Below are 26,353 nucleotides of genomic sequence, written 5' to 3'. Positions count from 1 at the left end.
GATTAACCCTCGACACGCAGCATGTAGTAAGCCTTGTTGATCATCCCGCGATTCTCGGGAGTATCCAGGACTTCTACAGTGTGACCGATGCGACGCAGACCCAGACCCTTAACGCACAGTTTGTGGTTAGGGATGCGGCCGGTCATGCTTTTGATCAGCGTAACTTTTACGGTAGCCATGATCAGAAGATCTCCTTGACGCTTTTGCCACGCTTGGCGGCAATGGATTCAGGAGACTGCATTGCTTTCAAACCCTTGAAAGTGGCGTGAACCACGTTTACCGGGTTAGTCGAGCCGTAGCACTTGGCCAGAACGTTCTGAACGCCAGCAACTTCGAGGACAGCACGCATAGCGCCGCCAGCGATGATACCGGTACCTTCAGAAGCAGGCTGCATGTACACCTTCGAAGCGCCATGGGCGGACTTCATTGCGTACTGCAGAGTGGTGCCGTTCAGATCAACCTGGATCATGTTGCGGCGAGCAGCTTCCATTGCCTTCTGGATCGCAGCAGGCACTTCACGCGACTTGCCACGGCCGAAGCCAACACGGCCTTTACCATCACCCACTACGGTCAACGCAGTGAAAGTGAAGATACGGCCGCCTTTAACGGTTTTGGCTACGCGGTTAACTTGAACCAGCTTCTCGATGTAGCCTTCGTCGCGCTTTTGGTCGTTATTTGACATAACTTAGAACTCCAGCCCAGCTTCACGAGCAGCATCAGCCAGCGCCTTGACGCGACCGTGGTACTTGAAGCCAGAGCGGTCGAAAGCCACCTGCGAGACGCCAGCGGCTTTAGCACGCGTAGCGACCAGCTGGCCAACCTTAGTGGCCGCGTCGATGTTGCCAGTGGCACCATCACGCAGTTCTTTATCCAAAGTCGAGGCACTTGCCAGGACTTTGTTGCCGTCGGCCGAAATGACCTGGGCGTAGATGTGCTGCGACGAGCGGAACACGCAGAGACGCACGACTTCGAGTTCGTGCATTTTCAGGCGTGCTTTGCGAGCGCGACGCAGTCGAGTAACTTTTTTGTCGGTCATTTGCTATGCCCTACTTCTTCTTGGCTTCTTTACGACGGACGACTTCGTCCGCGTAGCGCACACCTTTGCCTTTGTACGGCTCTGGTGGACGGAAGTCGCGGATCTCGGCGGCCACTTGACCTACCAGCTGCTTGTCGATGCCCTTGATCAGGATATCGGTCTGGCTAGGAGTCTCAGCGGTGATGCCTTCCGGCAGTTCATAATCCACTGGGTGCGAGAAGCCAAGAGCCAGGTTCAGCACTGTGCCTTTTGCTTGCGCTTTGTAACCAACACCGACCAGCTGGAGCTTGCGCTCGAAGCCTTGGCTTACGCCTTGGACCATGTTGTTTACCAACGCACGAGTGGTACCAGCCATTGCGCGAGTCTGTTGATCGCCATTGCGAGCAGCGAAACGCAGCTCACCAGCTTCTTCAACGATCTCAACGGACGAATGGATGTTCAGTTGCAGAGTGCCCTTGGCACCCTTCACCGAAAGCTGTTGGCCTGCGAATTTGACTTCGACACCGGCTGGCAGCTTAACGGGGTTCTTAGCGACGCGTGACATGCTTATCCCCCCTTAGAACACAGTGCAAAGAACTTCGCCGCCGACACCGGCAGCGCGCGCAGCACGATCCGTCATCACACCCTTGTTGGTGGAGACGATAGACACACCGAGACCGCCACGAACTTTTGGCAGATCATCGACGGACTTGTACTGACGCAGGCCTGGACGGCTAACGCGCTTCACTTCCTCGATGACCGGACGGCCTTCGAAGTACTTCAGCTCGATGGACAGCAGTGGCTTGATTTCGCTGCTGATCTGATAACCCGCAATGTAACCTTCGTCCTTCAGGACTTTGGCAACAGCTACCTTCAAAGTAGAAGATGGCATGCTTACGACGGACTTTTCAGCCATCTGGGCATTACGGATACGAGTTAGCATGTCCGCTAACGGGTCCTGCATACTCATGGGCTAGACGCTCCTAATACACAAAAAATTAGCCTTTCGGCTAGTACGTGTCGCCGAGCGCATCCGTGCAATAAAAACACGGGCTCAGGCGAGCCGGGTATTCTAGACACACCCCACAAATGAATCAAGCCCCAATAGGGGCTTGATTCATGTTCAAGGTCACCGACGGTCAGGATCTTGCGATCCCGAACGCCGCGACTTTGACAGTGCTTACCAGCTGGCTTTAACCAGACCTGGAACGTCACCACGCATTGCAGCTTGACGCAGCATGTTACGGCCAAGGCCGAACTTGCGGTACACGCCGTGCGGACGACCAGTCAGGCGGCAGCGGTTACGCATGCGCGAGGCGCTTGCGTCACGTGGCTGCTTCTGCAGGGCTACGGTAGCTTCCCAACGCGCTTCTGGACTTGCGTTCAGATCAACGATGATAGCTTTCAGCGCTGCACGCTTGGTGGCGTACTTGGCAACGGTGAGCTGACGCTTCAGCTCACGGTTTTTCATGCTCTTCTTGGCCATTTTCCTACTCCAATCAGTTGCGGAACGGGAATTTGAAAGCGCGCAGCAGTGCGCGACCTTCGTCATCCGTCCGAGCAGTGGTGGTCAGGGTAATGTCCAGACCGCGGAGAGCGTCGATCTTGTCGTAATCGATTTCCGGGAAAATGATCTGCTCTTTAACGCCCATGCTGTAGTTGCCACGACCATCGAAGGACTTGGCATTCAGGCCGCGGAAGTCGCGAACCCGAGGCAGGGAGATCGACAGCAGACGATCCAGGAACTCGTACATACGCTCACGGCGCAGGGTCACTTTGACGCCGATCGGCCAACCTTCACGGACTTTAAAGCCAGCGATGGATTTCCGAGCGTAAGTCACAACGACTTTCTGACCGGTGATCTTTTCCAGGTCGGCAACAGCGTGCTCGATGACTTTTTTGTCGCCGATCGCTTCGCCCAGACCCATGTTCAGGGTGATTTTGGTAACGCGCGGAACTTCCATCACGTTCGAAAGCTTAAGTTCTTCCTTAAGTTTCGGTGCGATTTCCTTCCGGTAAATCTCTTTTAGTCGTGCCATGGTCTTCTACCTAGCAGTGTTCAAGCATCAACCGCTTTTTGGGTCGACTTGAAGACACGAATTTTCTTACCGTCTTCTACTTTGAAACCAACGCGGTCAGCCTTGTTGGTTTCGCCGTTGAAGATGGCGACGTTGGAAGCGTGCAGTGGCGCTTCTTTCTCGACGATACCGCCCTGTACGCCCGACATCGGGTTAGGCTTGGTATGACGCTTGACCAGGTTCAGACCACCAACAACCAGACGGTTGTCAGCAAGAACCTTCAGCACCTTACCGCGCTTACCTTTGTCTTTGCCGGCGATCACGATGATCTCGTCGTCACGACGAATCTTTTGCATGTCGGATCTCCTTACAGCACTTCTGGGGCGAGCGAGACGATCTTCATGAACTTCTCAGTACGAAGCTCACGGGTCACTGGCCCAAAGATACGGGTGCCGATCGGCTCTTGCTTGTTGTTCAACAGAACAGCAGCGTTGCCATCAAAGCGGATGATGGAGCCGTCAGCACGACGGACGCCATGGCGAGTGCGGACTACGACAGCTGTCATCACTTGGCCTTTTTTCACCTTACCGCGAGGAATTGCTTCCTTGACGGTAACTTTGATGATGTCACCGATACCAGCGTAACGACGATGGGAGCCACCCAGCACCTTGATGCACATAACACGGCGAGCGCCGCTGTTATCGGCCACATCGAGCATGGATTGAGTCTGAATCATATAATTTCTCCGACCCCTAGCCCTTAGACTTCCACAGCGCGTTCGAGAACATCAACCAGCGCCCAAGACTTGGTCTTGGCCATCGGACGAGTTTCACGAATAGTGACTTTGTCGCCGATGTGGCACTGATTGGTTTCGTCGTGCGCGTGCAGCTTAGTCGAACGCTTAACGTATTTACCGTAGATCGGGTGCTTAACGCGACGCTCGATCAGAACGGTGATGGTTTTGTCCATCTTGTCGCTGACAACACGGCCAGTCAGCGTACGGACAGTTTTTTCGGCTTCAGCCATGATTACTTACCTGCCTGCTGGTTGAGCACAGTTTTCACGCGAGCGATGTCACGCTTAACTTGCGAGAGCAGATGAGACTGCCCCAACTGGCCAGTTGCTTTCTGCATACGCAGATTGAACTGGTCGCGCAGCAGGCCGAGCAGTTGCTCGTTCAGCTGCTGTGCTGATTTTTCACGAAGTTCATTCGCTTTCATCACATCACCGTCCGTTTAACAAAGGAGGTGGCGAGCGGCAGCTTTGCAGCAGCCAGGGCGAAAGCCTCACGCGCCAGCTCTTCAGAAACACCCTCGATTTCATACAGGACTTTGCCTGGCTGAATCTGGGCAACCCAGTACTCCACGTTACCCTTACCTTTACCCATCCGAACTTCGAGTGGCTTCTTGGTGACAGGTTTGTCCGGGAATACACGGATCCAGATCTTGCCGCCACGTTTTACGTGACGGGTCAGAGCACGACGCGCTGACTCGATCTGACGAGCGGTGAGACGACCACGAGCAACAGACTTCAGCGCGAACTCGCCGAAGCTGACTTTGCTACCGCGCAATGCCAGGCCACGGTTGTGACCGGTCATCTGCTTGCGGAACTTCGTACGCTTTGGTTGCAACATTTGGCGTACCCCTTACTTAGCAGCTTTTTTACGAGGCGCTGGTGCTTGTGGCTTCAGTTCTTCTTGGCGACCACCAATTACTTCGCCTTTGAAGATCCAAACCTTTACACCGATCACACCGTAGGTGGTGTGAGCTTCGTAGTTGGCATAGTCGATGTCGGCACGCAGGGTGTGCAGTGGCACACGACCTTCGCGATACCATTCAGTACGTGCGATTTCAGCACCGCCGAGACGACCGCTCACTTGGATTTTGATGCCTTTGGCACCAATGCGCATTGCGTTCTGTACAGCGCGCTTCATAGCGCGACGGAACATTACGCGACGCTCCAGCTGCTGAGCTACGCTCTGCGCAACCAGCATACCGTCGAGCTCCGGCTTGCGGATCTCTTCGATATTGATGTGCACAGGCACACCCATTTGCTTGGTCAGGTCCTGACGCAGTTTCTCAACATCTTCACCTTTCTTCCCGATAACGATACCTGGACGAGCGGTGTGGATGGTGATACGTGCAGTCTGCGCCGGACGATGGATATCGATACGGCTTACGGACGCGCTTTTTAGTTTGTCTTGGAGATACTCACGCACCTTCAGATCAGCGAACAAGTAGTCCGCATAAGTCCGACCGTCTGCGTACCAGACGGAGGTGTGCTCCTTGACGATTCCCAGGCGAATGCCAATGGGATGTACTTTCTGACCCATCTCTTCGACTCCGTTACTTGTCAGCAACCTTGACAGTGATATGGCAAGACCGCTTGACGATGCGATCAGCACGGCCTTTGGCACGTGGCATGATGCGCTTCAGCGAACGCCCTTCGTTGACGAAAACGGTGCTGACCTTCAGGTCATCAACGTCTGCGCCTTCGTTATGCTCGGCGTTGGCTACGGCCGACTCCAGCACTTTCTTCATGATCTCGGCGGCTTTCTTACTGCTGAAAGCCAACAGGTTGAGCGCTTCGCCCACCTTCTTCCCGCGGATCTGGTCGGCGACCAAGCGGGCTTTCTGGGCGGAGATTCGAGCGCCCGACAACTTAGCGGCTACTTCCATTTCCTTACCCCTTAACGCTTGGCTTTCTTGTCAGCCACGTGCCCACGGTATGTGCGGGTACCGGCGAACTCGCCCAGTTTGTGGCCGACCATGTCTTCGTTCACGAGAACTGGGACGTGTTGGCGACCGTTGTGTACTGCGATGGTCAAACCGACCATTTGTGGCAGGATCATCGAACGACGCGACCAGGTCTTAACTGGTTTGCGATCGTTCTTTTCCGCCGCCACTTCGATCTTCTTCAGTAGGTGAAGATCAATAAAAGGACCTTTTTTCAGAGAACGTGGCACTGTCGTATCCCTCTATTTACTTGCGACGACGGACGATCATTTTGTCGGTACGCTTATTACCACGAGTCTTCGCGCCCTTAGTCGGGAAGCCCCATGGCGATACCGGATGACGACCACCAGAGGTACGACCTTCACCACCACCATGTGGGTGGTCAACCGGGTTCATGGCAACACCACGAACGGTTGGGCGAACGCCACGCCAGCGCTTGGCACCAGCTTTACCCAACGAACGCAGGCTGTGCTCGGAGTTCGAGACTTCGCCCAGGGTCGCACGGCATTCAGCCAGTACTTTACGCATCTCACCAGAACGCAGACGCAGGGTCACGTAGACACCTTCACGAGCGATCAGCTGAGCCGAAGCACCAGCGGAACGAGCGATCTGTGCGCCTTTACCTGGCTTCAATTCGATGCCGTGTACGGTGCTACCAACTGGAATGTTACGCAGTTGCAGAGCGTTGCCCGGCTTGATCGGTGCCAGGGCACCTGCGATCAGCTGGTCGCCAGCACTCACGCCTTTAGGGGCGATGATGTAGCGACGCTCGCCATCTGCGTACAGCAGCAGAGCGATGTGAGCAGTACGGTTTGGATCGTATTCGATACGCTCGACGGTGGCAGCGATGCCATCCTTGTCGTTGCGACGGAAGTCGACCAGACGATAATGCTGCTTATGACCACCACCGATGTGACGAGTGGTAATACGGCCATTGTTGTTACGACCACCAGACTTCGATTTTTTCTCGAGCAGCGGTGCGTGAGGAGCGCCTTTATGCAGCTCCTGGTTGACCACCTTGACCACAAAACGGCGGCCAGGGGAAGTCGGTTTGCATTTAACGATTGCCATGATGCACCCCTTCCTTACTCAGCACTGCTGCTGAAATCGAGATCTTGGCCTGGCTGAAGGGAGATAACTGCCTTCTTCCAGTCATTACGCTTGCCCAGACCGCGAGCAGTGCGCTTGCTTTTACCCAGAACGTTCAGGGTAGTCACGCGCTCTACTTTCACGCTGAACAGGCTTTCGACGGCCTTCTTGATTTCCAGCTTGGTTGCGTCGGTAGCAACCTTGAAAACGAACTGGCCTTTCTTGTCTGCCAGAACCGTAGCCTTCTCGGAAACGTGCGGGCCAAGCAGAACTTTAAATACGCGTTCCTGGTTCATCCCAGCAGCTCCTCGAATTTCTTCACGGCCGACACGGTGATCAACACCTTGTCGTATGCGATCAGACTGACCGGATCGGAACCTTGCACGTCACGAACGTCGACGTGTGGCAGGTTGCGAGCAGCCAGGTACAGGTTCTGATCAACAGCGTCAGACACGATCAGGACGTCAGTCAGGCCCATGCCGTTCAGCTTGTTCAGCAGATCTTTGGTTTTCGGTGCTTCAACAGCGAAGTCCTGAACCACGACCAGACGATCAGTACGCACCAGCTCAGCAAGGATGGAACGCATTGCTGCGCGATACATCTTCTTGTTCAGCTTCTGGGAGTGATCCTGAGGACGAGCTGCGAAAGTGGTACCGCCGCCACGCCAGATTGGGCTACGGATAGTACCGGCACGAGCACGGCCAGTACCTTTCTGACGCCATGGGCGCTTGCCGCCACCGGAAACGTCGGAACGGGTCTTTTGCTGCTTGCTACCTTGACGGCCGCCGGCCATGTAGGCCACGACTGCTTGGTGAACCAGCGTCTCGTTGAATTCGCCGCCAAATGTCAGTTCGGAAACTTCGATCGCTTGAGCGTCATTTACATTTAATTGCATGTCAGCTTCCCCTTAACCGCGAGCCTTGGCTGCTGGACGTACAACCAAGTTGCCGCCAGTAGCGCCAGGAACAGCGCCCTTGACCAACAACAGATTGCGTTCAGCGTCCACGCGCACTACTTCGAGGGACTGCACGGTCACGCGCTCAGCGCCCATATGACCGGACATTTTTTTGCCCTTGAATACACGACCAGGAGTCTGGCACTGGCCGATAGAGCCTGGAACGCGGTGGGATACGGAGTTACCGTGGGTGTTATCTTGCCCGCGGAAGTTCCAACGCTTGATCGTACCCTGGAAGCCTTTACCCTTGGACTGACCGGTTACATCAACCAGTTGGCCAGCGGCGAAGATTTCAGCGTTGATCAGATCGCCGGCCTGGTACTCGCCTTCTTCAAGGCGGAATTCCATTACGGTACGACCAGCGGCAACGTTCGCCTTGGCGAAGTGGCCAGCCTGAGCTGCTGTTACACGCGAAGCGCGACGCTCGCCGACAGTGACTTGCACTGCACGATAGCCATCGGTCTCTTCAGTTTTGAACTGGGTGACGCGATTCGGCTCGATCTCAATGACCGTGACCGGAATGGAGACACCTTCTTCGGTGAAAATACGGGTCATACCGCATTTACGACCGACTACACCAATAGTCATGTTGTAAACCTCATGAGTGTACGGGGCTTTCACCCGCTATGGCCGCCCATTTCAGAGCGTTACACGACTAAGACCGAGTCTTAGCCGAGGCTGATCTGCACTTCCACACCGGCCGCAAGATCAAGCTTCATAAGTGCATCAACGGTTTTATCCGTTGGCTGGACGATGTCCAGAACGCGCTTATGAGTACGGATCTCGTACTGGTCACGCGCGTCTTTGTTGACGTGCGGGGAGACCAGAACGGTGAACCGCTCTTTACGGGTAGGCAGTGGAATTGGACCACGCACTTGAGCACCAGTACGTTTCGCGGTTTCCACGATTTCCTGGGTGGATTGGTCGATCAGGCGATGGTCAAAAGCCTTCAACCTGATACGGATTTGCTGATTTTGCATTGGATTTCAGACTCCGGCTGCTATTCCCACCGGGCGCAATACGCCCGTTAAAAGGAGGCGCAATTCTATAGACGCCCCTGATAGGTGTCAACCCAATAAAAAAGCCCCCGCTGGGCGGGGGCTTTTTCAACTCATCAAAGCTTACTCAAGAAAGAGCTTACTCGATGATTTTGGCTACGACGCCAGCGCCGACGGTACGACCGCCTTCACGGATAGCGAAACGCAGACCGTCTTCCATTGCGATGGTCTTGATCAGGGTGACAACCATTTTGATGTTGTCGCCTGGCATTACCATTTCAACGCCTTCTGGCAGCTCGCAGTTACCAGTCACGTCAGTTGTACGGAAGTAGAACTGTGGACGGTAGCCTTTGAAGAACGGAGTGTGACGACCGCCTTCTTCTTTGCTCAGAACATACACTTCAGCTTCGAACTTGGTGTGCGGCTTGACCGAACCCGGCTTAACCAGAACCTGGCCACGCTCAACGTCGTCACGCTTGGTACCACGCAGCAGAACGCCGCAGTTCTCGCCAGCACGACCTTCGTCGAGCAGTTTACGGAACATTTCAACACCGGTGCAGGTGGTGACGGTGGTGTCACGCAGACCTACGATTTCCAGTGGATCCTGAACCTTGACGATACCGCGCTCGATACGACCGGTCACAACAGTACCGCGACCCGAGATCGAGAACACGTCTTCGATTGGCATCAGGAACGGCTTGTCGATAACACGAACTGGCTCTGGGATGTAGCTGTCCAGAGTTTCTACCAGACGCTTGACAGCGGTGGTACCCATTTCGTTGTCGTCCTGGCCGTTCAGAGCCATCAGAGCCGAACCGATGATGATTGGAGTGTCATCACCTGGGAAGTCGTAAGTGCTCAGCAGATCGCGCACTTCCATCTCAACCAGTTCCAGCAGCTCAGCGTCGTCAACCATGTCAGCCTTGTTCAGGAAGACAACGATGTACGGAACGCCTACCTGACGGGACAGCAGGATGTGCTCACGGGTTTGAGGCATCGGACCATCAGCGGCCGAGCAAACCAGGATCGCGCCGTCCATCTGGGCAGCACCAGTGATCATGTTCTTCACGTAGTCAGCGTGACCTGGGCAGTCAACGTGAGCGTAGTGACGAATCGAAGAGTTGTACTCAACGTGCGCGGTGTTGATGGTGATACCACGAGCCTTTTCTTCCGGAGCGCTGTCGATTTTGTCGAAAGCAACAACGGCCGAACCGAAAACTTCGGAGCAGACGCGAGTCAGAGCCGCAGTCAGAGTGGTTTTACCGTGGTCAACGTGACCAATGGTGCCAACGTTGACGTGCGGTAGGGAACGATCAAATTTTTCTTTAGCCACGACAATTAACTCCTTGCCTAAAGGGCTGAATCAGCCTTGCTTTTTGGTAACAGTCTCGACGATATGCGACGGAGCTGTATTGTATTTTTTGAATTCCATAGAGTAGCTTGCGCGACCCTGAGACATGGAACGAACGTCGGTTGCATAACCGAACATTTCACCCAACGGAACCTCGGCACGAATGACCTTGCCGGAAACCGTATCTTCCATACCCAGAATCATGCCACGACGACGGTTAAGGTCGCCCATGACATCACCCATGTAGTCTTCAGGCGTAACGACTTCTACCGCCATGATCGGCTCGAGCAACTCACCACCGCCCTTCTGGGCCAGTTGCTTGGTTGCCATGGAAGCAGCCACCTTGAACGCCATCTCGTTGGAGTCGACGTCGTGGTAAGAACCATCAAACACAGTTGCCTTCAGGCCGATCAGCGGATAGCCGGCAACAACGCCGTTCTTCATCTGCTCTTCGATACCCTTCTGGATCGCCGGGATGTATTCCTTAGGAACCACACCACCTACGACTTCGTTCACGAATTGCAGACCTTCCTGACCTTCGTCAGCCGGTGCAAAACGGATCCAGCAGTGACCGAACTGACCACGACCGCCGGACTGGCGAACGAACTTGCCTTCGATTTCACAGTTCTTCGTGATGCGCTCACGATAGGAAACCTGAGGCTTACCGATGTTGGCTTCGACGTTGAACTCACGGCGCATCCGGTCAACCAGGATGTCCAGGTGCAGCTCGCCCATGCCGGAGATGATCGTCTGACCAGTCTCTTCATCAGTCTTGACGCGGAAAGACGGGTCTTCCTGAGCAAGCTTGCCCAGAGCGATACCCATTTTTTCCTGGTCATCCTTGGTCTTAGGCTCAACGGCAACCGAAATAACCGGCTCCGGGAAGTCCATGCGAACCAGGATGATTGGCTTGTCGCCATTGCACAAGGTTTCACCCGTGGTGACGTCCTTCATGCCGATCAAGGCCGCGATGTCGCCAGCGCGCACTTCCTTGATCTCTTCGCGGGCGTTAGCGTGCATTTGCACCATACGGCCTACGCGCTCTTTCTTGCCTTTTACAGAGTTGATCACGCCGTCGCCGGAGTTCAACACGCCCGAGTAAACACGGACAAAGGTCAAGGTACCCACGAATGGGTCGGTAGCGATCTTGAACGCCAGAGCCGAGAACGGCTCGCTGTCGTCGGCATGACGCTCCAGCTCGATAGTCTCGTCATCCGGGTCAGTACCCTTGATGGCAGGAATGTCGGTTGGCGCAGGCAGGAAGTCGATAACGGCGTCGAGAACCAGGGGAACGCCCTTGTTCTTGAAGGAAGAACCGCAAACAGCCAGGACGATTTCACCAGCGATAGTACGCTGGCGCAGAGCGGCCTTGATTTCCTCGTTGGTGAGCTCTTCGCCCTCGAGGTACTTGTTCATCAGTTCTTCGTTGGCTTCGGCCGCAGCCTCAACCATGTTGCCACGCCACTTCTCGGCTTCTTCCAGCAATTCAGCAGGAATGTCCTTGCGAACAGGAACCATGCCTTTGTCAGCATCGTTCCAGTAGACAGCTTGCATGTTGATCAGATCGATCTGACCCTGGAAGTTGTCTTCGGAACCGATAGCCAGCTGAATAGGCACCGGAGTGTGGCCCAGACGCTGCTTGATCTGACCGATCACGCGCAGGAAGTTGGCACCAGCACGGTCCATCTTGTTCACATAAACAAGACGTGGAACGCCGTATTTGTTGGCTTGACGCCATACGGTTTCCGACTGAGGCTCAACGCCCGAGGTGCCGCAGAATACAACCACAGCGCCGTCGAGTACGCGCAGGGAACGTTCTACTTCAATGGTGAAGTCAACGTGGCCCGGGGTATCGATGACGTTGAAGCGGTGCTCGTCCTTGTACTGCTTCTCGGAACCCTTCCAGAAAGCGGTAATGGCAGCAGAAGTAATGGTAATACCACGCTCCTGCTCCTGCACCATCCAGTCGGTGGTCGCGGCGCCATCATGCACCTCGCCCATCTTGTGGCTTTTGCCGGTGTAAAAAAGGACGCGCTCGGTGGTGGTGGTTTTACCAGCATCCACGTGAGCGACGATACCGATGTTACGGTAGCGGTTAATCGGTGTAGTACGAGCCATAAAGCCCTCGCAAATTGAGTGACGCTAAAATTAGAAGCGGTAGTGCGAGAAAGCCTTGTTGGCTTCAGCCATACGGTGCACGTCTTCACGCTTCTTAACTGCAGCACCTTTACCTTCAGCAGCGTCCAACAGTTCGCCAGCCAAACGCAGGGCCATGGACTTCTCGCCGCGCTTGCGGGCGAAGTCTACCAACCAGCGCATTGCCAGGGCGTTACGACGGGACGGACGAACTTCGACCGGAACCTGGTAAGTAGCACCGCCTACACGGCGCGACTTCACTTCGACCAGCGGAGCGATGGCGTCGAGAGCTTTCTCGAAGATTTCCAGGGGATCGCTGTTCTTGCGTTCCTTAACTTTGTCCAGTGCGCCATAAACGATACGCTCGGCAACGGCTTTCTTGCCGCTTTCCATTACGTGGTTCATGAACTTGGCGAGAATCTGGCTTCCGTATTTCGGATCGTCCAGAATCTCACGTTTGGCTGCTACGCGACGTCTTGGCATTGATAAGCCCTCAAACGGTCTTCAGGTTAGCCCGGGACAGCGGATGCGTGCCCGACCTTACTCTTATCGACTCAATAAAATTAAAAACTGCAAAACGGCCGATTATTTCGGACGCTTGGTACCGTACTTCGAACGACCTTGGTTACGACCTTTAACGCCGGAAGTATCCAAAGAGCCGCGAACGGTGTGGTAACGAACACCTGGCAAGTCTTTTACACGACCGCCGCGGATCAGTACCACGCTGTGTTCTTGCAGGTTGTGGCCTTCACCGCCGATGTACGAGGAAACCTCGAAACCGTTGGTCAGACGCACACGGCATACTTTACGCAGTGCCGAGTTAGGTTTTTTCGGCGTGGTGGTATACACACGGGTGCATACGCCACGACGTTGCGGGCAGTTCTGCAGCGCAGGCACGTCGGATTTCTCGACGATACGCTTACGCGGCTGACGTACCAGCTGGTTGATAGTTGCCATCTACTAGCTCCACTGTTGTCTTGCGACGCTATTGTCTTACAAGAAAAGCAAAATGGCAGGAACGAATTCCCGCCAAATTTAGGGGATCAAGAGTCTAAAGAGGATCTTGTCCCCAGTCAAGGCAAGGCCCCGACCTCCCCGCCCGCCGGATCTCGACAATTTGTCTCGATCCGCCGAACGGGGTGACCAGGGCCAGGCACTCAATTACCGCAGAACTCAGTTACCACTCGAGTTCAGTGCTTCGGTCAGTGCAGCTTCCACTTCACTGGCGCTTACGCGCAACGGCTTGTCAGCATCACGGCGACGCTTGCGTTCGCTGTGATAGGCCAAACCGGTACCGGCCGGGATCAGACGACCCACGACCACGTTTTCTTTCAGGCCGCGCAGGTAATCGCGCTTGCCGGTTACCGCCGCTTCGGTCAGCACACGGGTGGTTTCCTGGAAGGAAGCCGCCGAGATGAACGACTCGGTGGACAACGACGCCTTGGTGATACCCAGCAGCACGCGAGTGAACTTGGAGACAAACTTGTCTTCGGTCGCCAGGCGCTCGTTTTCCACCAGTACGTGAGTCAGTTCCATCTGGTCGCCCTTGATGAAACTCGAGTCGCCGGATTCAGCGATCTCGACCTTACGCAGCATCTGACGCAGGATGGTCTCGATGTGCTTGTCGTTGATCTTCACGCCTTGCAGACGGTAAACGTCCTGGATCTCGTTCACGATGTACTTGGCCAGCGCACTCACACCCAGCAGACGCAGGATGTCGTGTGGATCGCTCGGACCGTCCGAGATAACTTCGCCGCGGTTTACCTGTTCGCCTTCGAAAACGTTCAGGTGACGCCACTTCGGAATCAGCTCTTCGTACGGATCGCTACCGTCGTTCGGTGTAATGACCAGGCGACGCTTGCCCTTGGTCTCTTTACCGAATGCGATGGTGCCGCTGACTTCAGCCAGAATCGAAGCTTCTTTCGGACGACGGGCTTCGAACAAGTCGGCAACACGCGGCAGACCACCGGTGATGTCGCGAGTTTTCGAAGTTTCCTGCGGGATACGAGCGATAACATCACCGATCGCGATCCGCGCACCGTCCGCAACACCGACCAGGGCGTTGGCTGGCAGGAAGTACTGAGCGATTACGTCAGTGCCTGGCAGCAACAGATCCTTGCCATTGTCGTCGACCATCTTCACAGCAGGACGGATGTCCTTGCCGGCAGCTGGACGATCTTTCGCATCGAGTACTTCAATGTTGGTCATACCGGTCAATTCGTCGGTCTGACGCTTGATCGTGATGCCTTCTTCCATGCCCACGTAGGTCACGGTACCTTTCATTTCGGTAACGATCGGGTGAGTGTGCGGGTCCCACTTGGCCACGATGGCGCCAGCGTCGACCTTGTCACCTTCCTTGACCGAAATCACAGCACCGTACGGCAGCTTGTAGCGCTCGCGCTCGCGACCGAAGTCGTCAGCGATGGCCAGCTCACCGGAACGCGATACAGCCACCAGGTGACCATCCACTCGCTCAACGTGCTTCAGGTTGTGCAGACGGACGGTACCGCCATTCTTCACCTGAACGCTGTCGGCCGCGGAGGTCCGGCTTGCCGCACCACCGATGTGGAACGTACGCATCGTCAGCTGGGTACCCGGCTCACCGATGGACTGGGCAGCGATAACGCCGACCGCTTCACCGATGTTCACCTGGTGACCACGTGCCAGGTCGCGACCGTAGCACTTGGCGCAGATGCCGTAGCGAGTTTCGCAACTGATCGGCGAACGTACGATCACTTCGTCGATGCTGTTGAGCTCGATGAACTCGACCCACTTCTCGTCAACCAGGGTGCCCGCAGGAACGATCACGTCCTCGGTACCTGGCTTGAATACGTCACGGGCGATGACACGACCCAATACGCGTTCACCCAACGGCTCTACAACGTCACCGCCTTCAATGTGCGGAGTCATTACCAGGCCGTGTTCGGTGCCGCAATCGATCTCGGTCACGACCAGATCCTGGGCAACGTCTACCAGACGACGCGTCAGGTAACCGGAGTTCGCCGTTTTCAACGCGGTATCCGCAAGACCCTTACGAGCACCGTGAGTGGAGATGAAGTACTGGAGTACGCTCAGGCCTTCACGGAAGTTCGCGGTAATCGGGGTCTCGATGATGGAGCCGTCCGGCTTGGCCATCAGGCCACGCATACCGGCGAGCTGACGGATCTGCGCAGCAGAACCCCGTGCGCCCGAGTCGGCCATCATGTACATCGAGTTGAAGGATTCCTGGTCGACTTCGTTGCCATGACGGTCGATGACTTTCTCTTTCGAGAGGTTGGCCATCATCGCCTTGGAGACTTCGTCGTTCGCCTTGGACCAGAGGTCGATCACCTTGTTGTACTTCTCGCCCTGGGTTACCAGGCCGGAGGCGTACTGACTTTCGATCTCTTTCACTTCTTCGGTAGCAGCACCGATGATGCGGGCTTTTTCATCCGGGATAACGAAGTCGTTAACACCGATGGAAACGCCGGAAATGGTCGAATAGGCAAAACCGGTGTACATCAACTGGTCAGCGAAGATCACGGTCTCTTTCAGACCAACCACGCGGTAGCACTGGTTGATCAGCTTGGAGATCGCCTTCTTCTTCATCGGCTGGTTGACGACGTCGTAAGACAGACCAGGTGGAACAACCTGGAACAACAACGCACGGCCGACAGTGGTGTCGACGATTCGAGTGTTCTTGACGCTGCCACCGTCACGATCGTTCACGGTTTCATTGATCCGCACCTTGACCTTGGCGTGCAGTGCGGCTTCGCCGGCACGGAACACTCGGTCAACTTCCTGCAGATCCGCGAACACACGACCTTCGCCCTTGGCGTTGATCGCTTCACGCGTCATGTAGTACAGACCCAATACAACGTCCTGCGACGGAACGATGATTGGCTCACCGTTGGCTGGCGACAGGATGTTGTTGGTCGACATCATCAACGCACGCGCTTCCAACTGGGCTTCCAGTGTCAGCGGTACGTGCACTGCCATCTGGTCGCCGTCGAAGTCGGCGTTGTACGCAGCACAGACCAGCGGGTGCAGCTGGATAGCCTTACCTTCGATCAGTACCGGTTCAAACGCCTGGATGCCCAGACGGTGAAGGGTCGGTGCACGGTTGAGGAGAACCGGGTGTTCGCGAATCACTTCAGCGAGAACGTCCCAGACCTCTGGCAGCTCGCGCTCGACCATTTTCTTGGCCGCTTTGATGGTGGTCGCAAGACCACGCATTTCCAGCTTGCCAAAAATGAACGGCTTGAACAGCTCCAGGGCCATTTTCTTTGGCAGACCGCACTGGTGCAGACGCAGGGTCGGGCCTACGGTAATTACCGAACGACCGGAGTAGTCAACACGCTTACCGAGCAAGTTCTGACGGAAACGACCCTGCTTACCCTTGATCATGTCAGCCAGGGATTTCAGAGGACGCTTGTTGGAACCGGTGATAGCGCGGCCACGACGACCGTTGTCGAGCAGTGCGTCGACCGCTTCCTGCAACATACGCTTCTCGTTGCGCACGATGATGTCCGGAGCGGACAGATCGAGCAGACGCTTCAAGCGGTTGTTACGGTTGATCACTCGACGATACAGATCGTTGAGATCGGAAGTCGCGAAACGACCGCCATCGAGCGGAACCAGTGGACGCAGGTCTGGCGGCAGAACCGGCAGAACGGTCAGCACCATCCACTCTGGCAGGTTGCCGGAACCCTGGAAGGCTTCCATCAACTTCAGACGCTTGGACAGCTTCTTGATCTTGGTTTCGGAGTTGGTTTGCGGAATCTCTTCGCGCAGACGGCCAATCTCGTGTTCCAGGTCGATAGCGTGCAGCAGTTCGCGGACAGCTTCGGCACCCATGCGGGCATCGAAATCGTCGCCGAACTCTTCCAGCGCTTCGAAGTACTGCTCGTCGTTGAGCAGTTGACCCTTTTCAAGGGTGGTCATGCCTGGATCGATAACGACGTAGCTCTCGAAGTAGAGAACGCGTTCGATATCACGCAGGGTCATGTCCATCAGCAGGCCGATACGGGACGGCAGCGACTTCAGGAACCAGATGTGGGCAACTGGCGAGGCCAGTTCGATGTGCGCCATGCGCTCACGACGAACTTTTGCCAGCGCGACTTCAACGCCGCACTTCTCGCAGATCACACCACGGTGCTTCAAGCGCTTGTACTTACCGCACAGGCACTCGTAATCCTTGACCGGGCCAAAGATCTTGGCGCAGAACAGGCCGTCACGCTCAGGTTTGAACGTACGGTAGTTGATGGTTTCCGGCTTTTTAACTTCACCGAACGACCACGAACGGATCATCTCAGGCGATGCCAATCCAATACGGATGGCGTCGAACTCTTCGACTTGACCCTGGTTTTTCAGCAAATTCAGTAGGTCTTTCAAGGCCTTTCCTCCTGGCGGAGCAGAGAGCGGGCAAAACAGCCCCGCTCTCGATTCGCGTCACGTGTTATTCGGTTTCCAGATCGATATCGATGCCGAGGGAACGAATTTCCTTGATCAACACGTTGAAAGACTCGGGCATGCCCGGCTCCATACGGTGATCGCCGTCCACGATGTTTTTGTACATCTTGGTCCGGCCGTTCACATCGTCCGACTTCACTGTGAGCATTTCTTGCAGAGTGTATGCAGCACCGTACGCTTCCAGTGCCCAGACCTCCATCTCCCCGAAACGCTGACCACCGAACTGCGCCTTACCACCCAGCGGCTGCTGGGTAACCAGGCTGTAAGAACCGGTAGAACGAGCGTGCATCTTGTCGTCTACCAAGTGGTTCAGCTTCAGCATGTACATGTAGCCAACGGTAACCGGGCGCTCGAACTTGTTGCCGGTACGGCCGTCGAACAGCTGCATCTGGCCGCTTTCTGGCAGATCTGCCAGTTTCAGCATGGCCTTGATTTCGCTTTCCTTGGCACCGTCGAACACCGGAGTAGCCATTGGAACGCCGCCGCGCAGGTTCTTCGCCAGATCCAGGATTTCCTGATCGGAGAAGGTGTCCAGCTCTTCGTTGCGACCGCCGATCTCGTTGTAGATCTCGTGCAGGAACTTACGCAGGTCAGCGACCTTGCGCTGCTCTTCGATCATACGGTTGATCTTCTCGCCCAAGCCCTTGGCCGCGAGGCCCAGGTGGGTTTCAAGGATCTGACCGACGTTCATACGCGAAGGTACGCCCAACGGGTTGAGGACCACATCGACCGGGGTGCCATTGGCATCGTGCGGCATGTCTTCAACCGGCATGATCACGGAGACCACACCTTTGTTACCGTGACGACCGGCCATCTTGTCGCCCGGTTGGATGCGACGACGGATTGCCAGGTAAACCTTGACGATTTTCAGCACGCCTGGAGCCAGGTCATCGCCCTGCTGCAGTTTGCGCTTCTTGTCTTCGAACTTGTCGTCCAGCAGACGGCGGCGATCAACGATATAGGCCTGGGCCTTCTCGAGCTGCTCGTTCAGAGCATCTTCAGCCATGCGCAGTTTGAACCACTGGCCATGCTCAAGACCGTCGAGAACTTCGTCGGTGATTTCCTGACCTTTCTTCAGGCCGGCGCCGCCTTCGGCTTTGTGGCCGACCAGAGCGGAGCGCAGACGCTCGAAAGTTGCGCCTTCGACGATACGGAACTCTTCGTTCAGGTCCTTGCGGATCTCGTCGAGTTGAGTCTTCTCGATCGACAGTGCACGAGCATCACGCTCAACGCCGTCGCGAGTGAAGACTTGTACGTCGATGACGGTACCCTTGGTGCCGGTAGGCACGCGCAGGGAGGTGTCTTTAACGTCGCTGGCTTTTTCACCGAAGATGGCACGCAGCAGTTTTTCTTCCGGAGTCAGCTGGGTCTCGCCTTTCGGAGTGACCTTGCCCACCAGGATGTCGCCTGCGCCTACTTCAGCACCTACGTAAACGATACCGGCTTCGTCCAGCTTGTTCAGTGCAGCTTCACCCACGTTCGGGATGTCCGCAGTGATTTCCTCTGGGCCAAGCTTGGTGTCACGGGCCACACAGGTCAGTTCCTGGATGTGGATCGTGGTGAAGCGGTCTTCCTGAACCACACGCTCGGACAGGCAGATGGAGTCTTCGAAGTTGAAGCCGTTCCATGCCATAAACGCGATGCGCATGTTCTGACCCAACGCCAGTTCACCCATATCAGTGGACGGACCGTCGGCCATGATGTCGCTGCGCTGAACCCGATCACCCTTGCTCACCAGCGGACGCTGGTTGATGCAGGTGTTCTGGTTGGAGCGGGTGTATTTGGTCAGGTTGTAGATGTCGACACCGGCTTCGCCAGTTTCAACTTCGTCATCGGCAACACGAACCACGATACGGCTGGCATCGACGGAGTCGATCACGCCACCACGACGAGCCACGACGCAAACGCCGGAGTCACGGGCAACGTTGCGCTCCATGCCGGTACCTACCAGCGGCTTGTCGGCACGCAGGGTGGGTACAGCTTGGCGCTGCATGTTCGAACCCATCAACGCACGGTTGGCGTCGTCGTGCTCGAGGAACGGGATCAGCGACGCTGCAACCGAAACTACCTGCTTCGGCGATACGTCCATCAAGGTGACGTCTTCCGGCGCCTTGACGGTGAACTCGTTCAAGTGACGAACAGCTACCAGCTCGTCGACCAGGACCTTCTTGTCGTTCATCGTGGCCGAAGCCTGGGCGATCACATGATCAGCTTCTTCGATGGCGGACAGGAACACGATCTCGTCGGTGACCAGGGCGTCTTTCACCACACGGTACGGGCTCTCGAGGAAGCCGTACTGGTTGGTGCGCGCATAGGCAGCCAGGGAGTTGATCAGACCGATGTTCGGACCTTCCGGCGTTTCGATCGGGCATACACGACCGTAGTGAGTCGGGTGTACGTCACGAACTTCGAAGCCCGCACGCTCACGGGTCAGACCGCCCGGGCCGAGTGCGGAGACACGACGCTTGTGGGTGATCTCGGACAGCGGGTTGTTCTGGTCCATGAACTGGGACAGCTGGCTCGAACCGAAGAACTCCTTCACCGCCGCAGCCACAGGCTTGGCGTTGATCAGGTCTTGCGGCATCAGGCCTTCGCTTTCAGCCATCGACAGACGTTCCTTGACCGCACGCTCTACGCGCACCAGGCCAACACGGAACTGGTTCTCGGCCATTTCGCCTACACAGCGAACACGACGGTTACCCAGGTGGTCGATGTCATCGACGATGCCCTTGCCGTTACGGATGTCGACCAAGGTCTTGAGGACGGCAACGATATCGTCCTTGTTCAATACACCCGAACCTTCGATTTCGGTACGACCGATACGACGGTTGAACTTCATCCGGCCGACCGCAGACAGGTCATAGCGCTCAGGGCTGAAGAACAGGTTGTTGAACAGCGTTTCGGCGGCATCCTTGGTTGGCGGCTCGCCAGGACGCATCATGCGATAGATCTCGACCAGGGCTTCCAGTTGGTTGCCGGTGGAGTCGATCTTCAGCGTGTCGGAGATGAACGGACCGCAGTCGATGTCGTTGGTGTACAGCGTCTCGATGCGAACGACCTGGGCCTTGGCGATTTTTGCCAGGATCTCGGTGTTCAGCTCGGTGTTGCACTCTGCCAGGATTTCGCCGGTGGCCGGATGCACGATGACCTTGGCCGTGGTGCGACCCAGGACGTAGTCCAGAGGCACCTGCAGCTCTTTGATCCCGGCTTTTTCCAGCTGGTTGATGTGGCGAGCGGTGATACGGCGACCCTGCTCGACAATAACCTTGCCTTTGTCATCCTGGATATCGAGGACAGCGATTTCACCGCGCAGGCGCTGAGGCACCAGTTCCAGGCTGAGGTTTTCACCCTGCACATGGAAAACGTTGGTGGTGTAGAACGCGTCCAGCACTTCTTCGGTGGTATAGCCGAGCGCGCGCAGCAGTACCGATGCAGGCAGCTTGCGACGACGGTCGATACGCACGAATACGCAGTCTTTCGGGTCGAACTCGAAGTCCAACCACGAACCGCGGTAAGGAATGATGCGCGCGGAGTAAAGCAGTTTGCCGGAGCTGTGCGTCTTGCCACGGTCGTGGTCGAAGAACACGCCCGGAGAACGGTGCAGCTGGGAAACGATTACACGCTCGGTACCGTTGATTACGAAGGTACCGTTCTCAGTCATCAGGGGGATTTCACCCATGTAGACTTCTTGCTCTTTGATGTCCTTGATCGCTTTGTTCGACGATTCTTTGTCGAAAATGATCAGGCGCACTTTTACCCGCAAAGGTACGGCGTAAGTAACACCGCGCAATACGCATTCTTTGACATCAAATGCCGGTTCGCCCAGGCGATAACCGACGTACTCCAGCGCAGCATTGCCGGAGTAGCTGATGATCGGGAAAACGGATTTGAAGGCCGCATGCAGGCCCACGTCGCGGAACTGATCTTTAGTCGCTCCCGCTTGCAAGAATTCACGATACGAATCCAGCTGGATGGCCAGGAGGTACGGCACATCCATGACGTCCGGCAACTTGCTAAAGTCCTTGCGGATACGTTTTTTCTCAGTATATGAGTAAGCCATCAGCGTTCCCCAGCTTGGTCACCTGCTTGTTTGGCCCCTCCCGACGGGAGCAGCCAGAAAATCGTGCAAACCCCATGGTTTGCGCCACCACATCGGGTGGTTACAGCTCGTGATCAGCACCGACCCAGTCGACTGCCAATAACGGAAAAAGGCCGGTGGCAAGAGCCACCAGCCATCAGCCTGTCGCTTAACGCTCGGGCTGGAGACGCAAAGTCGATGCTTACTTCAGCTCGACTTTAGCGCCTGCTTCTTCCAGAACTGCTTTGGCTTTGTCAGCTGCGTCTTTGGCAACAGCTTCCAGAACCATGGCAGGAGCGCCGTCAACTACAGCCTTGGCTTCTTTCAGGCCCAGACCGGTCAGTTCACGTACTGCCTTGATCACGTTAACTTTCTTCTCGCCAGCTTCGGTCAGCATGACGTTGAATTCGGTTTGCTCTTCAGCAACGGCAGCAGCAACAGCTGGACCAGCGGAAGCAGCAGCAGCGGTAACACCGAATTTTTCTTCGAAAGCTTTGATCAGCTCAACAACTTCCATTACGGACATGTTGCCAACGGCTTCGAGGATATCGTTTTGAGAGATAGACATGACTCTAAATTCCTGGATTGGGGGACGGCCTACGCGACCATCGAAATAAACAAAAAACGCGAAAAGGAGTGTCGAGCCTTAGGCTGCGGCAGCTTCTTTCTGGTCGCGCAGTGCCGCCAGAGTACGAGCCAATTTGCTGGTTGCGCCTTGAATCACGCTCATCAGCTGGGAAATTGCTTCGTCACGGGTCGGCAGAGTTGCCAGTACGTCGATCTGGTTAGCTGCGAGGAACTTGCCCTCGAACGCAGCTGCCTTAATCTCGAACTTGTCCTGACCTTTGGCGAATTCCTTGAACAAACGGGCAGCAGCGCCAGGATGTTGGGTGGAGAACGCGATCAAGGTCGGGCCGGTGAACACGTCGTTGAGGACACTGTATTCAGTGTCAGCAACAGCGCGCTTGAGCAGAGTGTTACGTACAACACGTACGTAAACGCCAGCTTCACGAGCCTCTTTACGGAGTCCGGTCATAGCGCCTACTGTTACGCCACGGGCATCAGCCACGACAGCGGACAGAGCAGCTTTGGCAGCCTCGTTGACTTCAGCGACGATGGCCTTCTTGTCTTCGAGTTTAATTGCCACGGGTTTAACTCCTGCTTGTTACCGTTTCATCCGGTCGAAACCGAATGTCGTTTTGGTGTCTGATTCGGTAAGGAACCGGGAGCACCATCTGCGTAGGCTTGTGGTTTAAGACTTGCGTCGCCTACGGTCTTGGACAGCCCCCGCCAGGCAGGGACCCCAATTTTTCGATTGGCGCAATTACTTGCGCCAACCTGAGTCTTACGCGTCGAGCGAGCTCTGATCGATGACCAGACCTGGGCCCATAGTGGTGCTCAGGGTAACGCGCTTGACGTAGATACCTTTCGAAGAAGCTGGCTTGATACGCTTCAGATCAGCGATCAGGGCTTCAACGTTTTCCTTCAGCTTGACGGCGTCGAAGCCGATCTTGCCAACGGAAGTATGGATGATGCCGTTTTTGTCGGTGCGATAACGAACCTGACCAGCCTTGGCGTTTTTAACCGCGGTGGCTACGTCTGGCGTTACGGTGCCGACTTTAGGGTTAGGCATCAGACCACGTGGACCGAGGATCTGACCCAACTGACCTACAACGCGCATGGCATCCGGGGATGCGATCACTACGTCATAGTTCAGGTCGCCGCCCTTCATTTCAGCAGCCAGATCGTCCATGCCTACGCGATCAGCACCAGCAGCCAGAGCAGCTTCTGCTGCTGGGCCCTGGGTGAAGACAGCTACACGAACGGTCTTGCCAGTGCCGTGTGGCAGCACGGTAGCGCTACGAACGACCTGGTCGGATTTACGTGGGTCAACGCCCAGGTTTACAGCAACGTCGAACGACTCGCTGAACTTGACAGTCGACAGCTCAGCCAGCAGAGCGGCGGCATCTACAAAGTTGTAGGCCTTGCCTGCTTCGATTTTGCCGGCGATAGCCTTTTGACGCTTGGTCAGCTTAGCCATTACACACCCTCCACGTTAAGGCCCATGCTACGAGCAGAACCGGCGATAGTACGCACGGCTGCATCCATATCAGCTGCAGTCAGATCCGCGTTTTTGGTTTTCGCGATTTCTTCCAGCTGAGCACGGGTAACGGTGCCAACCTTAACGGTGTTTGGACGAGCGGAACCGCTGGTCAAACCTGCAGCCTTCTTCAGCAGAACCGAAGCTGGGGTGCTTTTTGTTTCGAAAGTGAAGCTACGGTCGCTGTAGACAGTGATGATCACTGGAGTCGGCAGACCTGGCTCAAGACCCTGAGTACGGGCGTTGAAAGCCTTGCAGAATTCCATGATGTTCACGCCGTGCTGACCCAGGGCAGGACCAACAGGTGGGCTTGGGTTAGCCTGAGCGGCCTTCACTTGCAGCTTGATGTAAGCGGTAATTTTCTTGGCCATGAGGCACTCCAATTACGGGTTCGAACGCCTCGAAAGGCTCCCCGGTTACTTGCGCGTTTATCCCAGTGACGACAAAACCCCACAGCCTTGGGCTGCGGGGTTGGGATGCCTGCTCAATCAGACCTTTTCGACCTGACTGAACTCTAGCTCTACCGGAGTAGAGCGACCGAAAATGAGCACTGCGACTTGGATCCGGCTCTTTTCGTAGTTAACTTCTTCAACCGTGCCGTTAAAATCAGCGAATGGACCGTCAGTGACGCGTACAACCTCACCTGGTTCAAACAGTGTCTTCGGCTTCGGCTTGTCGCTACCATCAGCGACGCGACGCAGAATCGCTTCTGCCTCTTTATCTGTGATCGGCGCAGGCTTGTCGGCAGTACCGCCAATGAAGCCCATCACCCGAGGGGTATCCTTGACCAAGTGCCAAGTCCCTTCGTTCATGTCCATCTGTACCAGCACGTAGCCCGGAAAGAACTTACGTTCACTTTTGCGCTTCTGGCCATTACGCATCTCAACCACTTCTTCAGTGGGGACCAGAATTTCGCCAAAGCCATCTTCCATGCCAGCCAGCTTTACGCGCTCTACCAGCGAGCGCATAACATGCTTCTCGTAACCCGAGTAAGCATGCACAACGTACCAACGCTTAGCCACGGGACACCCTTAGCCAACAATCAAGGAAACAAGCCAGCCGAGCAGGGAATCGAGCCCCCACAACAGCAACGCCATTACCAGAACAACAGCCACAACAATCAACGTGGTCTGCGTGGTTTCTTGGCGAGTCGGCCATACGACTTTACGAATCTCGGTGCGAGCTTCCTTAGCGAGTACAAAGAAAGACTTGCCCTTGGCTGTCTGCAGGCCTACAAAGGCAGCAACAGCAGCAATGGCAAGCAATGCAAGTACGCGGTACAGGATCGGCGAAGCAGAATAATACTGATTGCCAACAACGCCAATAACCACCAAAGCGACTACCACTAGCCACTTGAGCAGATCGAAGCGAGAGCCTTGAGCTTCAGCTTTAGGAGTCATCTATGAAGATCCTGTGAAAAGAAAGCCAGACACACTGAGTGAATCTGGCAGGTCAGGAGGGAATCGAACCCCCAACCTACGGTTTTGGAGACCGTCGCTCTGCCAATTGAGCTACTGACCTAAAACAAAATCAGGCCGACCATTATGCCGGCCCGAAAAAGACATTACAACTGTTTACTCGATGACTTTAGCTACGACGCCAGCGCCGACGGTACGACCGCCTTCACGGATAGCGAAACGCAGACCGTCTTCCATCGCGATGGTCTTGATCAAGGTAACAGTCATCTGAATGTTGTCACCTGGCATTACCATTTCAACGCCTTCTGGCAGCTCGCAGTTACCAGTCACGTCAGTTGTACGGAAGTAGAACTGTGGACGGTAGCCCTTGAAGAACGGAGTATGACGGCCGCCCTCTTCCTTGCTCAGAACGTAAACTTCTGCGGTGAACTTGGTGTGCGGCTTGACGGTACCTGGCTTGACCAGAACCTGGCCACGCTCAACATCGTCACGCTTGGTGCCGCGCAGCAGCACGCCGCAGTTCTCACCAGCACGACCTTCGTCGAGCAGCTTGCGGAACATTTCAACGCCGGTGCAGGTAGTTTTCTGAGTATCGCGCAGACCGACAATCTCAACTTCTTCCTGGATACGGACGATGCCACGCTCAACACGACCAGTCACAACAGTACCGCGACCGGAGATCGAGAACACGTCTTCGATCGGCATCAGGAACGGCTTATCGATAGCACGCTCTGGCTCTGGGATGTAGCTATCCAGAGTTTCCACCAGCTTCTTGACAGCAGTGGTGCCCATTTCGTTGTCGTCTTGGCCGTTCAGAGCCATCAGAGCCGAACCGATGATGATTGGAGTATCATCACCTGGGAAATCGTAAGTGCTCAGCAGATCGCGCACTTCCATCTCAACCAGTTCCAGCAGCTCAGCGTCGTCAACCATGTCAGCCTTGTTCAGGAAGACAACGATGTACGGAACGCCTACCTGACGGGACAGCAGGATGTGCTCACGGGTTTG

General features: G+C 55.6%; 33 protein-coding genes and 1 tRNA gene. All 34 read right to left on the bottom strand.

Annotation, left to right across the window (positions count from 1 at the left end):
• Positions 1 to 2 precede the first annotated feature (2 nt).
• On the bottom strand, positions 3 to 179 hold the full coding sequence (gene rpmD, locus F7R20_RS28425; protein ID WP_003186033.1) for a 50S ribosomal protein L30: 177 nt from the start codon (positions 177 to 179) through the stop codon (positions 3 to 5).
• 2 nt (positions 180 to 181) lie between these two features.
• Positions 182 to 682 (bottom strand): 30S ribosomal protein S5, encoded by a 501-nt coding sequence (gene rpsE / locus F7R20_RS28420; protein WP_003186035.1) that lies wholly within the window; start codon positions 680 to 682, stop codon positions 182 to 184.
• Positions 683 to 685: 3 nt separating this feature from the next.
• Complete coding sequence (gene rplR / locus F7R20_RS28415; RefSeq protein WP_003186037.1) at positions 686 to 1,036, bottom strand: 50S ribosomal protein L18; 351 nt, start codon at positions 1,034 to 1,036, stop codon at positions 686 to 688.
• A gap of 10 nt (positions 1,037 to 1,046) precedes the next feature.
• Positions 1,047 to 1,580, bottom strand: a complete 534-nt coding sequence (rplF, locus tag F7R20_RS28410) for a 50S ribosomal protein L6 (protein WP_003186039.1) — start codon at positions 1,578 to 1,580, stop codon at positions 1,047 to 1,049.
• A gap of 12 nt (positions 1,581 to 1,592) precedes the next feature.
• Positions 1,593 to 1,985 (bottom strand): 30S ribosomal protein S8, encoded by a 393-nt coding sequence (gene rpsH, locus F7R20_RS28405; RefSeq protein WP_003186040.1) that lies wholly within the window; start codon positions 1,983 to 1,985, stop codon positions 1,593 to 1,595.
• 210 nt (positions 1,986 to 2,195) lie between these two features.
• Positions 2,196 to 2,501, bottom strand: coding sequence for a 30S ribosomal protein S14 (gene rpsN, locus F7R20_RS28400; protein ID WP_003186042.1), 306 nt, complete (start codon positions 2,499 to 2,501; stop codon positions 2,196 to 2,198).
• 13 nt (positions 2,502 to 2,514) lie between these two features.
• Complete coding sequence (gene rplE / locus F7R20_RS28395) at positions 2,515 to 3,054, bottom strand: 50S ribosomal protein L5 (protein ID WP_003186044.1); 540 nt, start codon at positions 3,052 to 3,054, stop codon at positions 2,515 to 2,517.
• A 20-nt stretch (positions 3,055 to 3,074) separates the two neighbouring features.
• Positions 3,075 to 3,389: a 50S ribosomal protein L24 gene (gene rplX, locus F7R20_RS28390; protein WP_003186046.1), complete on the bottom strand. Its 315-nt coding sequence runs from the start codon at positions 3,387 to 3,389 to the stop codon at positions 3,075 to 3,077.
• Between the two features lie 11 nt (positions 3,390 to 3,400).
• Positions 3,401 to 3,769 carry a 50S ribosomal protein L14 gene (rplN, locus tag F7R20_RS28385; RefSeq protein ID WP_002555479.1) on the bottom strand — a complete coding sequence of 123 codons (369 nt, stop codon included), beginning with the start codon at positions 3,767 to 3,769 and terminating at the stop codon, positions 3,401 to 3,403.
• Positions 3,770 to 3,792: 23 nt separating this feature from the next.
• The gene (gene rpsQ, locus F7R20_RS28380) at positions 3,793 to 4,059 is read right to left on the bottom strand and encodes a 30S ribosomal protein S17 (RefSeq protein ID WP_003194644.1); all 267 of its coding nucleotides are present in this window, start codon (positions 4,057 to 4,059) and stop codon (positions 3,793 to 3,795) included.
• Between the two features lie 2 nt (positions 4,060 to 4,061).
• Entirely contained in the window at positions 4,062 to 4,253 is a 192-nt protein-coding gene (gene rpmC, locus F7R20_RS28375; protein WP_002555481.1) for a 50S ribosomal protein L29, read from the bottom strand.
• Entirely contained in the window at positions 4,253 to 4,666 is a 414-nt protein-coding gene (rplP, locus tag F7R20_RS28370) for a 50S ribosomal protein L16 (protein ID WP_003186052.1), read from the bottom strand. Before rplP ends, rpmC begins: the two co-directional genes overlap by 1 nt.
• A 12-nt stretch (positions 4,667 to 4,678) precedes the next feature.
• A complete protein-coding gene (rpsC, locus tag F7R20_RS28365) occupies positions 4,679 to 5,365 on the bottom strand; it encodes a 30S ribosomal protein S3 (protein WP_003176422.1) in 687 nt (228 codons plus the stop codon).
• 13 nt (positions 5,366 to 5,378) lie between these two features.
• Positions 5,379 to 5,711 (bottom strand): 50S ribosomal protein L22, encoded by a 333-nt coding sequence (gene rplV / locus F7R20_RS28360; protein WP_003103908.1) that lies wholly within the window; start codon positions 5,709 to 5,711, stop codon positions 5,379 to 5,381.
• Between the two features lie 11 nt (positions 5,712 to 5,722).
• Positions 5,723 to 5,998 (bottom strand): 30S ribosomal protein S19, encoded by a 276-nt coding sequence (rpsS, locus tag F7R20_RS28355; RefSeq protein WP_002555486.1) that lies wholly within the window; start codon positions 5,996 to 5,998, stop codon positions 5,723 to 5,725.
• 16 nt (positions 5,999 to 6,014) lie between these two features.
• On the bottom strand, positions 6,015 to 6,839 hold the full coding sequence (gene rplB, locus F7R20_RS28350) for a 50S ribosomal protein L2 (RefSeq protein WP_003186055.1): 825 nt from the start codon (positions 6,837 to 6,839) through the stop codon (positions 6,015 to 6,017).
• A 14-nt stretch (positions 6,840 to 6,853) separates the two neighbouring features.
• Positions 6,854 to 7,153, bottom strand: coding sequence for a 50S ribosomal protein L23 (gene rplW / locus F7R20_RS28345; RefSeq protein ID WP_002555488.1), 300 nt, complete (start codon positions 7,151 to 7,153; stop codon positions 6,854 to 6,856).
• Complete coding sequence (gene rplD, locus F7R20_RS28340) at positions 7,150 to 7,752, bottom strand: 50S ribosomal protein L4 (protein WP_003186057.1); 603 nt, start codon at positions 7,750 to 7,752, stop codon at positions 7,150 to 7,152. Before rplD ends, rplW begins: the two co-directional genes overlap by 4 nt.
• A gap of 12 nt (positions 7,753 to 7,764) precedes the next feature.
• A complete protein-coding gene (gene rplC, locus F7R20_RS28335; protein WP_003186059.1) occupies positions 7,765 to 8,400 on the bottom strand; it encodes a 50S ribosomal protein L3 in 636 nt (211 codons plus the stop codon).
• An 80-nt stretch (positions 8,401 to 8,480) separates the two neighbouring features.
• Positions 8,481 to 8,792 carry a 30S ribosomal protein S10 gene (gene rpsJ, locus F7R20_RS28330; protein ID WP_003186070.1) on the bottom strand — a complete coding sequence of 104 codons (312 nt, stop codon included), beginning with the start codon at positions 8,790 to 8,792 and terminating at the stop codon, positions 8,481 to 8,483.
• Between the two features lie 157 nt (positions 8,793 to 8,949).
• Positions 8,950 to 10,143 carry an elongation factor Tu gene (gene tuf, locus F7R20_RS28325; RefSeq protein WP_003186071.1) on the bottom strand — a complete coding sequence of 398 codons (1,194 nt, stop codon included), beginning with the start codon at positions 10,141 to 10,143 and terminating at the stop codon, positions 8,950 to 8,952.
• A gap of 30 nt (positions 10,144 to 10,173) precedes the next feature.
• A complete protein-coding gene (fusA, locus tag F7R20_RS28320) occupies positions 10,174 to 12,279 on the bottom strand; it encodes an elongation factor G (protein ID WP_003206094.1) in 2,106 nt (701 codons plus the stop codon).
• Positions 12,280 to 12,309: 30 nt separating this feature from the next.
• Positions 12,310 to 12,780: a 30S ribosomal protein S7 gene (rpsG, locus tag F7R20_RS28315; protein WP_003186074.1), complete on the bottom strand. Its 471-nt coding sequence runs from the start codon at positions 12,778 to 12,780 to the stop codon at positions 12,310 to 12,312.
• A 102-nt stretch (positions 12,781 to 12,882) separates the two neighbouring features.
• The gene (gene rpsL, locus F7R20_RS28310; protein ID WP_003186084.1) at positions 12,883 to 13,254 is read right to left on the bottom strand and encodes a 30S ribosomal protein S12; all 372 of its coding nucleotides are present in this window, start codon (positions 13,252 to 13,254) and stop codon (positions 12,883 to 12,885) included.
• Between the two features lie 216 nt (positions 13,255 to 13,470).
• Positions 13,471 to 17,670: a DNA-directed RNA polymerase subunit beta' gene (rpoC, locus tag F7R20_RS28305; RefSeq protein ID WP_003206095.1), complete on the bottom strand. Its 4,200-nt coding sequence runs from the start codon at positions 17,668 to 17,670 to the stop codon at positions 13,471 to 13,473.
• Between the two features lie 64 nt (positions 17,671 to 17,734).
• Positions 17,735 to 21,808, bottom strand: a complete 4,074-nt coding sequence (gene rpoB, locus F7R20_RS28300; RefSeq protein WP_013694338.1) for a DNA-directed RNA polymerase subunit beta — start codon at positions 21,806 to 21,808, stop codon at positions 17,735 to 17,737.
• Positions 21,809 to 22,028: 220 nt separating this feature from the next.
• Positions 22,029 to 22,394 (bottom strand): 50S ribosomal protein L7/L12, encoded by a 366-nt coding sequence (rplL, locus tag F7R20_RS28295; RefSeq protein WP_003206098.1) that lies wholly within the window; start codon positions 22,392 to 22,394, stop codon positions 22,029 to 22,031.
• Between the two features lie 78 nt (positions 22,395 to 22,472).
• On the bottom strand, positions 22,473 to 22,973 hold the full coding sequence (gene rplJ, locus F7R20_RS28290) for a 50S ribosomal protein L10 (protein WP_003206099.1): 501 nt from the start codon (positions 22,971 to 22,973) through the stop codon (positions 22,473 to 22,475).
• A 198-nt stretch (positions 22,974 to 23,171) separates the two neighbouring features.
• Entirely contained in the window at positions 23,172 to 23,867 is a 696-nt protein-coding gene (rplA, locus tag F7R20_RS28285) for a 50S ribosomal protein L1 (protein WP_003186095.1), read from the bottom strand.
• Positions 23,867 to 24,298, bottom strand: a complete 432-nt coding sequence (rplK, locus tag F7R20_RS28280; protein ID WP_003176435.1) for a 50S ribosomal protein L11 — start codon at positions 24,296 to 24,298, stop codon at positions 23,867 to 23,869. The genes rplA and rplK overlap by 1 nt, the downstream gene beginning before the upstream one ends.
• A 117-nt stretch (positions 24,299 to 24,415) precedes the next feature.
• Complete coding sequence (nusG, locus tag F7R20_RS28275; protein ID WP_003186097.1) at positions 24,416 to 24,949, bottom strand: transcription termination/antitermination protein NusG; 534 nt, start codon at positions 24,947 to 24,949, stop codon at positions 24,416 to 24,418.
• Between the two features lie 9 nt (positions 24,950 to 24,958).
• On the bottom strand, positions 24,959 to 25,327 hold the full coding sequence (gene secE, locus F7R20_RS28270) for a preprotein translocase subunit SecE (protein ID WP_003206102.1): 369 nt from the start codon (positions 25,325 to 25,327) through the stop codon (positions 24,959 to 24,961).
• Between the two features lie 45 nt (positions 25,328 to 25,372).
• Positions 25,373 to 25,448: transfer RNA gene (locus tag F7R20_RS28265), tRNA-Trp, on the bottom strand.
• A gap of 53 nt (positions 25,449 to 25,501) precedes the next feature.
• Positions 25,502 to 26,353, bottom strand: an 852-nt coding sequence (locus tag F7R20_RS28260) for an elongation factor Tu (RefSeq protein ID WP_151180623.1), incomplete at its 5' end; no start/stop codon positions are given.

This window comes from Pseudomonas brassicacearum subsp. brassicacearum (genome assembly GCF_008801605.1).
Classification (GTDB): Bacteria; Pseudomonadota; Gammaproteobacteria; order Pseudomonadales; family Pseudomonadaceae; genus Aquipseudomonas; species Aquipseudomonas brassicacearum.
The sequence above is the reverse complement of the archived record's forward strand: the minus strand, read 5'-3'. Positions and strand labels throughout refer to the sequence as shown.